The 8358-nt window shown below is 62.5% G+C and carries 10 protein-coding genes and 1 pseudogene; 10 read left to right on the top strand and 1 reads right to left on the bottom strand.

Annotation, left to right across the window (positions count from 1 at the left end; all coding sequences use genetic code 11):
* Positions 1-320 precede the first annotated feature (320 nt).
* From Q4G24_RS11225 to Q4G24_RS11195, 7 genes are read left to right on the top strand one after another with little or no spacing between them, the layout of a single operon-like run.
* The gene (locus Q4G24_RS11225) at positions 321-635 is read left to right on the top strand and encodes an STAS domain-containing protein (RefSeq protein ID WP_303366624.1); all 315 of its coding nucleotides are present in this window, start codon (positions 321-323) and stop codon (positions 633-635) included.
* Positions 632-997, top strand: coding sequence for a response regulator (locus Q4G24_RS11220; protein WP_303366623.1), 366 nt, complete (start codon positions 632-634; stop codon positions 995-997). The genes Q4G24_RS11225 and Q4G24_RS11220 overlap by 4 nt, the downstream gene beginning before the upstream one ends.
* A gap of 10 nt (positions 998-1007) precedes the next feature.
* Positions 1008-3206, top strand: a complete 2199-nt coding sequence (locus tag Q4G24_RS11215) for a chemotaxis protein CheA (RefSeq protein WP_303366622.1) — start codon at positions 1008-1010, stop codon at positions 3204-3206.
* On the top strand, positions 3203-3664 hold the full coding sequence (locus Q4G24_RS11210; RefSeq protein ID WP_303366621.1) for a chemotaxis protein CheW: 462 nt from the start codon (positions 3203-3205) through the stop codon (positions 3662-3664). Before Q4G24_RS11215 ends, Q4G24_RS11210 begins: the two co-directional genes overlap by 4 nt.
* A complete protein-coding gene (locus Q4G24_RS11205; protein ID WP_303366620.1) occupies positions 3664-4479 on the top strand; it encodes a protein-glutamate O-methyltransferase CheR in 816 nt (271 codons plus the stop codon). Before Q4G24_RS11210 ends, Q4G24_RS11205 begins: the two co-directional genes overlap by 1 nt.
* Positions 4480-4490: 11 nt before the next feature.
* Positions 4491-4877, top strand: a complete 387-nt coding sequence (locus Q4G24_RS11200) for a response regulator (RefSeq protein ID WP_303366619.1) — start codon at positions 4491-4493, stop codon at positions 4875-4877.
* On the top strand, positions 4877-5227 hold the full coding sequence (locus Q4G24_RS11195; protein WP_303366618.1) for a hypothetical protein: 351 nt from the start codon (positions 4877-4879) through the stop codon (positions 5225-5227). Before Q4G24_RS11200 ends, Q4G24_RS11195 begins: the two co-directional genes overlap by 1 nt.
* Here the strand turns inward: Q4G24_RS11195 and Q4G24_RS11190 are convergent.
* The gene (locus Q4G24_RS11190; RefSeq protein WP_303366617.1) at positions 5221-5889 is read right to left on the bottom strand and encodes an NnrU family protein; all 669 of its coding nucleotides are present in this window, start codon (positions 5887-5889) and stop codon (positions 5221-5223) included. The genes Q4G24_RS11195 and Q4G24_RS11190 overlap by 7 nt on opposite strands.
* Before the next feature lie 143 nt (positions 5890-6032).
* Here Q4G24_RS11190 and Q4G24_RS11185 point away from each other — a divergent pair, with 143 nt between their 5' ends.
* From Q4G24_RS11185 to Q4G24_RS11175, 3 genes and pseudogenes are all read left to right on the top strand, one after another.
* Positions 6033-6599, top strand: a complete 567-nt coding sequence (locus Q4G24_RS11185; RefSeq protein WP_303366616.1) for a DUF4202 domain-containing protein — start codon at positions 6033-6035, stop codon at positions 6597-6599.
* Between the two features lie 73 nt (positions 6600-6672).
* Positions 6673-7442 (top strand): annotated as a pseudogene (gene cobA / locus Q4G24_RS11180) (uroporphyrinogen-III C-methyltransferase).
* On the top strand, positions 7439-8206 hold the full coding sequence (locus Q4G24_RS11175; RefSeq protein ID WP_303366615.1) for a CbiX/SirB N-terminal domain-containing protein: 768 nt from the start codon (positions 7439-7441) through the stop codon (positions 8204-8206). Before cobA ends, Q4G24_RS11175 begins: the two are co-directional and overlap by 4 nt.
* Positions 8207-8358 lie beyond the last annotated feature (152 nt).

The following is an 8358-nucleotide window of genomic DNA, read 5'->3' as shown; positions in this document are numbered from 1 at the left end:
TGACGCATGGAGAATTCGGGAAGCGCCATATCCATTTCCTTTCCGGTTTGCGCCTGAGCGGGGCAATTCAGGGGCCAAGCCCCCACCGGCGGACCCTGCATATCAACATGCAACAGCCCATACCCCGCCTGTGAAGTGCGTGCGCATTACAGCGCAGACTGCACTTTGTCCAGCCTGTGCCTGCGAGAAAATAATTAAGATTTTCGGCATTTTTTGGGGAGCGGAGCAAAAAAAGCCGCAATCAGCATGGTGGCATAAACGGAATATTAAGCCTGTGCGGTCATAACCGGCTGTCGAACGATACCGGAAAGGGTTTCCGCATGACAACCGACAACAGCCTGACATCATCCGCACCGGGAGTGGCCTGCGTTTCTCTGCCGCCACGGCTGGACCTGACGAATGTGTGCGATCTGGCCGGCGATATTCTGGACCATGACGGCCAGCCGCTGCGGCTGGATGCCGGCATGGTCGAGCATCTGGGTGGGCTGGGCCTGCAACTTTTGCTGACCAGCATCGCGCATTGGCGCGAACGCGGACTGGCGCTGCACATCGCCCCACGATCCGCCGCTTTTGACGCGGCTATGGCCAGCTTTGGCCTGCCCAATATCACATTTGAGGACGGAGAACCGGCATGAGCCTGAAAATCCTTGCGGTGGATGACAGCCGCACAATCCGCGACATGGTGCGCCTGACCCTGACCGGGGCGGGCATGGATGTCGTCACCGCCGAAGATGGCATGGATGGGCTGGAAAAGCTGGAAAGCGAATCACCCGATGTCATCATCTCGGACATCAACATGCCGCGTCTGGACGGATTCGGCTTTATCGAAGCGGTGCGCAAGCTGGACCATCTGCGGGCCACACCAATTCTGGTTCTGACGACCGAATCCGCCGATGAGCTGCGCGCCCGCGCCCGCGCCGCCGGTGCAACCGGCTGGCTCGTCAAACCCTTCGACCCGACCCGGCTGATCGAAACGATCCGCTTCGTCGCTGCATAAGGATGCCGCCATGACCGACCCGATGGCCGAAATCCGCGCCTCGTTTTTCATCGAATGTGAGGAATTGCTGGAAAGCCTGCAAGACGCCCTGACCATCCTTCAGGACGGTGAGGGTGACGACGAAACCATCAATGTTGTGTTCCGCGCGGTTCATTCGATCAAGGGCGGGGCCGGTGCCTTCGGGCTGGACGCCTTGGTCGGTTTCGCACATCGTTTTGAAACCGTCCTTGACGCTTTGCGCGCGGGCAAGCTGGCCCTGTCGGATCAGGTGACGGCGCTGTTTTTTCAAGGGGCCGACCTGCTGGCCGATCAGGTGGTCGCCGCGCGCGACGCCCTGCCGCCCCCTGCCGGGTCGGAAGCGGTTCTGACCGATCTGGAAGCGCTGCTTGGCGATATGCCGGTCGAGACCGAAGAACCCGTCGATTTCGCCCCCGCCGGGTTGGATTTCAGCTTTGGCGATCTGGACGACATCGCCCCGGATGCTGCGCAACCTCAGGGCGAAAGCGGCTGGAAGATCACCTTCCATCCCCTGCCCGGCTTTTATGAAAGCGGCAATGATGCATTGCCGCATCTGCGGGCGCTGGCGGCGCTTGGCCCGACCGAGATCACCTGTCTTCAGGGTGATTTGCGGCTGGACCCGGCGCTGGCCGAGCATCCTGAACTCGGCTGGCAGGTACGCCTGACAGCCCCCGTGGATGAGGCCGCGATCCGGGCGGTTTTCGATTTTGTGATGGATGTCTGCGACCTGACGATATGTCCCCTGCACGATCCCGACCATCCGGGCGGCGGCATGGACCTGCCCGAGCTGAGCTTCGAAGCCCCGCCCCCTGCCCCAGTCGCGGACCCCGCCGACAGCATCCGCGGCGCGGTTCTCAGCGCCGTGCGCGCCACGCCAGCGACACCGGAAGCGCCCGCCACTATACCCGAAACGGCCCCGGTCACAGAAGCATCTGCCCAACCCACCGAACCACGCTCGGGCGAGGCGCGTGCGGCGCAGGACAGCCCTGCCCCGACCGTCCGCGTCGATCTGGAACGGGTGGACCGGCTGGTCAACCTTGTGGGCGAACTGGTCATCAATCAGGCGATGCTGGCGCAAAGCGTGTCTGACGCCGGGTTAGATACAGCCCCCGCTGTCGTCAACGGGCTGGATGAGTTTATGAACCTGACCCGCGACATTCAGGACAGTGTAATGATGATCCGTGCGCAGCCCGTGAAGTCGCTGTTTCAGCGCATGTCTCGCATCGTGCGCGAAGCCTCTGGCGCGGTCGGCAAAAAGGTCCGGCTGGTGACGCGCGGCGAGACCACCGAGATTGACAAGACCGTTCTGGAACGTCTGGCCGATCCGCTGACCCATATGATCCGCAACGCCGTCGATCACGGGCTGGAAACCTCAGAGGGCCGCCATGACAGCGGCAAATCCGATACCGGCACCATCACCCTTTCGGCCAGCCACCGTGCCGGCCGGGTGCTGATCGAGGTCAGCGACGATGGCCGTGGTATCGACCGCGAGCGTGTGTTCAGCATCGCCGTCAACCGCGGCCTGATCGACGCCGAAGCACAACTGACCGAAGCCGAAATCGACAACCTGCTGTTTCTTCCAGGTTTCTCGACCGCCTCACAGGTTTCGGCCCTGTCCGGGCGCGGAGTCGGCATGGATGTGGTAAAGAACGCCATTTCAGCGCTTGGCGGCAAGATCTCGATAACCAGTGAACGCGGCACAGGCACGACCTTTTCGATCTCGCTGCCGCTGACGCTGGCGGTGCTGGACGGAATGGTTATTCGCGCAGCGGATCAGACCATGGTCATGCCGATTTCCTCAATTGTCGAGACGTCGACCCTCAGCGATCACAAGCGTGAAAAGATCGGCCCGTATACCACGGTTATCCGGCTGCGCGGCGATATTCTGCCGCTGATTGATCTGGCCGACCGGCTGGGCTTTTCGCGCCCGCCGGATGCCCCCGATCCGGGCGTAGTGCTGCTGACAGCCTCGGATGACGGCACCCGCACGGCCTTTATCGTCGATGCGATCATGGATCAGCGCCAGGTCGTTATCAAAGGTCTTGGCGATCATTTCAGCCATATCCCCGGCGTTGCCGCCGCGACCATTCTTGGCGACGGGCAAATTGCCCTGATCCTCGACCCTTCCGATATGTCGGGCGCCAATGCCCGCACCAGCCAACCCGCCATCCTCGCCGGAGAAGCAGCATGAACCAGATCAGCGACATTGAACCCGCCGAAACCGAACTTTTGTCCTTTCGCCTTGGCGATCAGGAATATTGCATTGAAATCATGGCTGTGCGCGAAATCCGCGGCTGGACCCCGGCGACCCCAATTCCTTATGCACCGCCGCATCTGTGCGGGGTCATCAACCTGCGCGGCACGGTGCTTCCGGTGCTGGATCTGGCGCAGCGCCTTGGGATGCCGCCCGTGCAAACCACCGATACGGCGGTCATTATCATCGTCAGCGTGCGCGACTGTTCGGTCGGGCTTTTGGTCGATGCCGTGTCCGATATTGTCTCCGTGCCGACTGCCAATCTGCAAATCCCGCCCGAGATGCCCTCGGATGCCCATGCCGATTTCCTCAAGGCACTGACCCTGTTGGATGAACGCATGATCCGCGTCCTGAACCTCGATACCGTCATTCCGAAACCCTTGGAGCGCAGCTGATGCACCAGCCCAGTATCCCCCCCGAACCGACCGAGCGTCTGCGCCGGATCATCGAACGCGAATCCGGCATCACCATTTCGCCGGACAAGCAGGCACTTTTGCGGGCGCGGCTTGGAAAACGGTTGCGCGCGCTTGGGCTGAAAGATCTGGAAAGCTATGCCGATCTGGTCTCGAACCCCGCACATAAGGCCGAAGTGTCGCATCTGCTGTCAGCCATCACCACCAATCACACGGCATTTTTCCGCGAGGGCCACCATTTCGACATCCTGCGCGACGACTATCAGGCACGGGCGAAAAAACTGTTCTCACCCTATCGGGTCTGGTCGGCGGGCTGTTCGACCGGGCAAGAGCCTTATTCCATCGCCATGGTTCTGGATATGCTGCAAGATGGCAAGGCCCCCGGCTTTCGCATCAACGCCTCGGACATTGATGAAACCGCACTGGCCACAGCCGAGGCCGGGATCTATGAAGAACGTGAGATCAGCACCATCCCGGCCGATATCCGCAATCGCTATTTCAGCCCTGCATCTGACGGGCTGTTCAGCATTGACAAACGGCTGCGTCTGTCGATGCGCTTTGACCGGGTCAACCTGCATGCCGACTGGCCGGTGCGCGGCCCGTTCGATGCCGTGTTCTGCCGCAATGTGATGATCTATTTCGACCGCGCAAGCCAGGAAGTGCTGTGGCAGCGGATCGCAGACATCCTGCGCCCCGGCGGGCTGATGTTCATCGGCCACTCCGAAAGCCTGCCGGTTGCGCTGCGCAATTCCATGGAAATCGTCAATTCAACCACTTACCGCCGCCCGCTGGCGTGAAAGGATACCCTATGAGCATCAAGGAAAAACTGCATGTGATGGTGGTGGATGATATGTCCACCAGCCGCGGCCTTCTGGTTCAGTCTCTGGAGGCATTTGGCATCCGCAACATCCGCTCGGCGGCACATGCCGGTGATGCGCTGAAAGAGCTGACCCAGCGCCCGGCCCATCTGGTGATCTCGGATCTGAACATGCCCGATATTGACGGGCTGCAATTGCTGGAAAATCTGCGCAACAGTGACCGGCTGAAGAACACCGGCTTCATTCTGATTACCGGCCGCGCCGATGCTGAGGTCATCAACCGCGGCAAGCGGCTGGGCATGAACAACTTTATTAAAAAGCCCTTCTCGGCGCAGGATCTTAAAGCCTGTGTCGAGGCGGTCACGGGGCGGCTGTAATGGCCGCCCTTGATACCGTGACCCACGCTCTGCGCAGCCTGTCGCATGAACTCGCCCAATTTGCCACCATGAGCCGCGATTTGCAGGATTTGCTGTCCGTTCATATCGCCAGCCATGGCACGCCGGATCAGACCGTGGTTATTGCTATGCAGAATCTGGACCATATGCAGCAAAATCTGGAACAGCTCGCCCGCATCGGTGCACAGTTGCCTTCGTCAGCAGAACACAGCGACCATCTGGTTCACGCGCTTGCGCAGGGGCTGGACCGGATCACCCTGCCCAGTTGTCGGACGCGGCTGGGGCTGGAGCCGCCCGCAGGCGGTGGTGCTGTCGTCGATCTGTTTCAGTAAGGCACGACCCCGATCACCGGTCCATGCAGCAGCAACAGCAGCACATAGACCAGCACCCCCGCTCCAAGCCGCAGCAAGGGGCGCGGCCCAAGGATGCCGGACAGGTTCAGAGGTGCCACCCGCAGCGCCTGTTGCCGCGCCTGCCATTCGGCCTGCCCCAGACGGCGGCGGTTACGACGGTCCAGCATAACCATGCCCAACAGCGCAAAGCCGCCGAAAATGCCGAACATCAGCACATGCGCCAGATCACCGTTCGGCACCAGATGGGTGAAGGCCCACAGCGCCAGCGCCAGCAACAGCGGGTGCCGGGTCAGCCGCAGCCAGCCCGCCTGCGCCGGATCGAACGTCCCGGCAGAGCCGCCGAACGAAAACGGATTCACCCGCCCGACCGAAACCGCCACCAGCAGACAGGCGGCAAGCATCCCGATCTGCGGCACATGGCGCAGCCATGGTTGCCAATCCCACAGCGGCACGAAGGGCGCGGTCCCGGCGGCAAGGATCACCCATGCCAGAAGCACCACCGACAGCGCCGAATAGGTCAGCAGGAAACCACCCCGGCCCAGAGAGCGGATCAAGCCATCCCGCAGCTTTGGCCGGGTCGGGATCATATGCGCGGCGAAAAAAGCCACAAACGCCAGAATGAAGTTCAACCAACCGGACATATGCGCCTCTTGCAACGGAACCGCCCGTTTGTGCGACCTGAGCGGTCAGGCTGCAAGCCCTGCCTTTATCTTGCCGCACAAGGGGGTGCGTGCATGGGCCAAGGCCGCTACAGTCATTTAACAGCGCAACCGAATCAAGACAGATGACCCAGACACGCCTTCAGACCGCCTTTGCCGCCATCGACCACGCCAATGCCGCCGATCCCCGGACCGAAGCGGGCGAGCCGGTTGAGCTGCTCTATGGTCGCCGGATGACCGCGGAACAGCGCCAGTTGTTCCCCGATGCGCCTGACACGCTGGCAATCGCCTGCCGGGGGCAGCATATCGAACGCTGGACCCTGCCCCGCGACGCCTATCCCGACGGGCGCGAAGGCTATCTGACATGGCGCCGCGATCAGGGCCGCCGCCATGCCGAACAGGTCCATCAGATCATGCTGGATGCGGGCTACCCGCAAGCCGAGGCCGACCACACCGCGCAAATGCTGCGCAAAGAGGGGATCAAGCGCGACCCGCTGGTGCAGGCGCTGGAGGATGTGGCCTGCTTCACCTTCATCCGGCACTATCTTAGCGATTTCGCAACGACTCAGGACCCCGACAAGCTGCTGCGGATCGTGCAGAAAACCGCACGGAAGATGTCTGCCGAGGCGCGCATCAAGGCACTGGAAACCTTCCCCATGCCCGACGCCTTTGCTGCGGCGTTCCGCGATTGACCCTGCCGCCCTTTTCCCCGGCTGCCGCTGCGGTTACAGCGGCAGCACAAAGCAGAAAGACAGGCAAACCAGAATGACGGGCAGCGCAGAATGACAGGTAAGGTGACGCTGATCGGGGCGGGACCGGGTGATCCCGAATTGCTGACGGTCAAGGCGCTGCGCCGGATTCAGGCAGCGGATGTGATCGTTTATGATCGCCTTGTCAGCCCCGAGATCATGGCCCTGATCCCTGATGGCGCACACCGGATCAGCGTTGGCAAAACCGCCGGGTTTCACAGCGTCCCACAGGATCAGATCAACGCCTTGCTTGTCGATCTGGCACGGCAGGGGCTGGCCGTGGTGCGGCTGAAGGGCGGCGACCCTCTGATCTTTGGTCGCGGCAGCGAGGAGGCCGCCGAACTCGCCGCGGCCAATGTCGCTTATGATTACATCCCCGGTATTACGGCGGCACAGGGGGCAGCCTGCTCGACCGGGGTCGGACTGACCCATCGGGCGCTGGCGACCGGCGTGCGCTATGTCACCGGCCACCGCACCGAAGGGGCCGAGGATCTGAACTGGGCCTCGCTTGCCGATCCCGATACCACACTGGTGGTCTATATGGGCGCGGCCAAGATTGCTGATATTACGGCGCAACTGATCGCCCACGGACTGCCTGACGACACGCCGGTTCTGGCGGTGTCACAGGCCACAACCCCGCGTGAAGCACGGTTGCTGGCCAACCTGTCCGGGATCAGCGCCGCGCTGGCTGCCACCCCGCTGGCCGCACCGACCCTGTTCATCATCGGCCGTGTCGCCGGGCTTTACCCGCAGGTTGCGCTACCGCTGCCGAAGGATTGCGCATGATTGAGGCCGCTATCATCGCGCATGGCCAGCCCGGCAACCCGGCCCCGCTTCAAGCCGATCTGGAGGCGCTGGCCGCACAGGTTCAGGCGCTGTTGCCCGAGGCGCGGGTGATCGGCGCAACGCTGGCCTGCCCGTGCAGCCTGAACCGTGCGCAAGGCGCACAGGTGGTCTATCCGCTGTTCATGGCAGGCGGCTGGTTCACCCGATCCGAATTGCCGCGCCGGTTACACGCAGCAGGTGCGGCAGATTGGGTGCAGCTTGCGCCTCTGGGGCAGGATGATGCGCTGCCCGCGATCGGGCGGCGGCTGGCGCTGGAACAGGCCGCCAAGGCCGGGATCCGCCCGGCAAAGGCGCGTCTGATCGTGGCCGGGCATGGTTCGTCGAAGTCGGACCTGTCGGCCACGGCCACCCGCGCCTTTGCCGATCAGATTGCGGCTTTTGGTGATTTCGCCCGTGTCGAAACCGGATTTCTGGAGCAAGCCCCTTGGTTGAGCGAGGTTCTGGACGACCCGCAACACAGGCCGCAGCCCGCTATTTGCCTGCCGTTTTTCGCCACCGCCGCCAGCCATGCCAGCGACGACATTCCCGAATTGGTGATGCAGGCCCAGGCGCGGATCGCGCTTTGTCCGCCGGTCGGCACCAATGCGGAGGTTCCGGCGCTGATCGCTGCGGCGCTGCGGGATGCTCTGACGGACCTCACCCCCGTGGCCAGATCGCAGGGGAAAACCGCGCAAGAGCAACTTTGCCGTTGTAAAGCATCATGACAACCGCCCGTTTCAGCCCACAACGGCACAGGCGCGCACCGCCCTCAGCCACTTGAACCCGAGAACCCGCTCACCAGCGATGCAGGATTTCTGAACCTGTGTCCCCTGCCCTTTGACACATTTCGATCAGCGCGTGGGGCAACAGCATTAAC

Source organism: Paracoccus sp. (in: a-proteobacteria) (assembly GCF_030538695.1).
GTDB lineage: Bacteria > Pseudomonadota > Alphaproteobacteria > Rhodobacterales > Rhodobacteraceae > Paracoccus.
This window is presented reverse-complemented; position numbering and strand designations above follow the sequence as displayed.